General features: G+C 69.0%; 3 protein-coding genes. 2 read left to right on the forward strand and 1 reads right to left on the reverse strand.

The genetic code is table 11. The features are described 5' to 3' along the window. Both WBA11_RS19555 and WBA11_RS19560 read left to right on the forward strand, forming a co-directional pair. Positions 1 to 349: BrxA/BrxB family bacilliredoxin (locus tag WBA11_RS19555; protein ID WP_424522306.1), on the forward strand; the 349-nt coding region annotated here is incomplete at its 5' end. Positions 350 to 536: 187 nt separating this feature from the next. After that, complete coding sequence (locus tag WBA11_RS19560) at positions 537 to 884, forward strand: zinc ribbon domain-containing protein YjdM (RefSeq protein ID WP_424522307.1); 348 nt, start codon at positions 537 to 539, stop codon at positions 882 to 884. A gap of 93 nt (positions 885 to 977) precedes the next feature. Here WBA11_RS19560 and WBA11_RS19565 read toward each other — a convergent pair. Then, a partial coding sequence (locus WBA11_RS19565) for a cation:proton antiporter (protein WP_424522308.1) occupies positions 978 to 2,826 on the reverse strand: 1,849 nt, incomplete at its 5' end.

Genomic DNA, 2,826 nt, shown 5'->3' on the forward strand with positions numbered 1-2,826 from the left:
CGCCCGCCCGGCGGTCGCCCTCGCGCAAGGCGTCGAGGTCCAGCCGGACCGGACGGTGACCGTCTTCGCCGGCCAGGACACCGCCGCCACGGCCCGCCTGCGCGAGTACCTCGCGGGCATCCAGCCCTCGAGCCCGTCCATGTTCTTGCTCAAGGACGGAGACCCGGTTTATGCCATCGAGCGCCGTCACATCGAGGGCCGCTCCGCGAGCGCCATCGCGACCGACCTCAAGAACGCGTACGAGACCTACTGCGTCGAGGGCGCAGAGGCCCCCGACGAGCCCGCGCGCCCGGACGGCGCCGCTGCCGCTCCGAACGGCCTGCCGAGCACGTTCCGCTCGATCATGTAGCCGCCCTCGAGGCCGACCGGTTCGGCTTCGTCACGCTTGATTCGACCTCGAGGCCGCCGCGTTCGATGTGGCCTCGAGGTCGTTTTGTTTTTGGCGCCCCGGCCGGTCTGGAATTCCCTCCTCGTCCCCTGGGCTCTTCCGTCTCCGAGGACGAGATTAGCTTTTCGGAACCGACCTCGAGGACGACATGGAACCGCCCGACTGCCCGCATTGCGGCTCCGCCTACGTCTACCCCGACGGCAACAACTGGGTTTGCCCCGAGTGCGCCGCCGAGTGGTCGAAGGACGCCCTCGAGTCTGAACCGGACGCGCCCTCGGCCGAGCACGTCGTGACGGACGCGAACGGGACGCCTCTCGAGGACGGCGACACGGTGACGGTCATCAAGGACCTCAAGGTCAAGGGCACCAAGACCGTGGTCAAGGTCGGGACAAAAGTCAAGAACATCCGGCTGGTCGACGGAGATCACGACATCGACTGCAAGGTGCCGGGCGTCGGCGCGATGGGGCTCAAGTCCGAGTTCGTGCGGAAGGTGTGAGGGACAGAGGGATAGGGGATTAGGGACGTGCTTTCCTGACACCACCTCGAGGTCGGGAGTATCGGACTCGTCCCTCCACCCCGCTTCCCTCACCTACAGCATGACCTCGTCCTCGAAGCAGTAGCCCCAATCTTCGCCGGGCTCGATCGACCTCATGACCGGGTGGCCGGTCTCGTGAAAGTGCTTCGTCGCGTGCTTGTTCGGCGACGAGTCGCAGCAGCCGACGTGCCCGCACTCCATGCACACGCGCAGGTGGACCCAGCGCTCGCCGTGCTCGAGACACTCTTGACAGCCCTGGGCGCTCGGCGTGACGTCGTGGACGTGGTCGAGGTGCGTGCATCCGACCTTGGCATTGGGGTCGAGGTGAACCGTCGAGGTCGTGTCGATCCAGGGAGCGGTTTGGGTCGGCATGGCGGGCAGGGCAGGGGTGGGAGGGGCGCCGGCATCGGAGGTGCGGAACAGGTCGCCGGCGTCGATGAACGACTGGGGCGTGCCGCCGATCAGGACCTCGTCGCCGGCCTCGAGGACGAACGCCCCTTTGGGTTCGCGCGTGACCGAGCCTCGGCGGTCGACCTCGATGACGTGGATCAGGCGCTCGTCGAGCTCGAGGTCGGCGAGAGAGCGTCCCTCGACGAGGGTGTTCTCGCGGACGGTGACGGTGCGCGTGGAAAAACAGTCGTCGTCGAGCTCGCACTCGACGGCGGGCGCCGTCATCAGGTCGGTGTCGAACGCTTGGTAGCTGCCGCGCCGCAGCGTCTCCTCGTGCCTGAGGATCTCGGCCGGGGCCACCTGGTAATGCCGCAACACGTCGTCGAACAGGCCGATGACGGCCTCGAGGTCGGTCGCGATGGCGCGGTCGGCGCCGACCGCGACGAGCTCTTCGGCGTCGTGGACCGTGGGGACGATGGCCACGATCCGCGTCGTGGGCGCGAGCGCACGGGCGACCGAGACGACGCGGTGGGTCATCGCGGGGCTGTCGTCGGGGATCACGAGCAGCTTGGCACGAGACAGGCCGACGGCCTCCAAGATGTGCTGCTTGGCGTAGTCGCCTCGCAAGACGCGCAAGCCGTCGGCCTCGGCCTCACGCGCGCCGTCGGGCGACAGGGTCGTGATGGCGAACGGGACGCCGGAGCCCTCGAGGACGTGGACCAGCCGGCGCGCGGCCGTGCCGTAGCCGGCGACGACGACGTGGTTCTCCAGGTCGGCGAAGTGCTCGGGGTCGGGCTCCGGCATCGTCTCTTGTGCCTTGTCGTCGGTCCGCTGGCGGAGCGTGGCGGCCAAGCGCCCGGCGTAGGGCGCCGTGACCGGCGTCAGCGCCATCGACACGACGGTCGCAGCGATGAACAAGGGGGCGCCGACGTCCTCCATCCCGAGCGGCGCCAGCCCGACCTCGCGGCCGGAGCGCTCCAAGACGAACGAGAACTCACCGACTTGCGCGAGCCACAACGAGGTCGCGGCAGCGGCCGGCACCGCCCGGCCGACAGACCGGATCGCGACGAACGTGGTCAGTCCCTTGATGAGCGTGACGGCGGCGAGCGCGCCCAGAACCAAAAGCCAGTTTTCGGCGACGAAGCTGAGGTCGAGGAGCAGCCCGACGGACACGAAGAAGACGGCCGAGAACAGGATCTGCAAGGGCAGGATCTCACTCAAGGCGTGCTCGGAGAACCGGCTTTGGCTCACCACGAGTCCGGCCAGGAACGCGCCGAGCGAGATCGAGACGCCCGCGAGTCCGACGGCGTAGGCGGTGCCGAAGCAGATCGCGATGACGGTCAGCAGAAAGAGCTCGGGCGAGCACGTCCGCGCGACGTGCTCCAAGACGGGCGGGAGGAGCCGCCGCGCCACGACCAGCACGAACACGATGATGGCCGCCGCCGTGCCGAGCGCCGTCGCGACCTCGAGGCCGCCGACGTCGCCGCCGCCGAGCGCGGGGACGAGCAGCACC

Source organism: Rubrivirga sp. (assembly GCF_049648075.1).
Taxonomy (GTDB): Bacteria; Bacteroidota; Rhodothermia; order Rhodothermales; family Rubricoccaceae; genus Rubrivirga.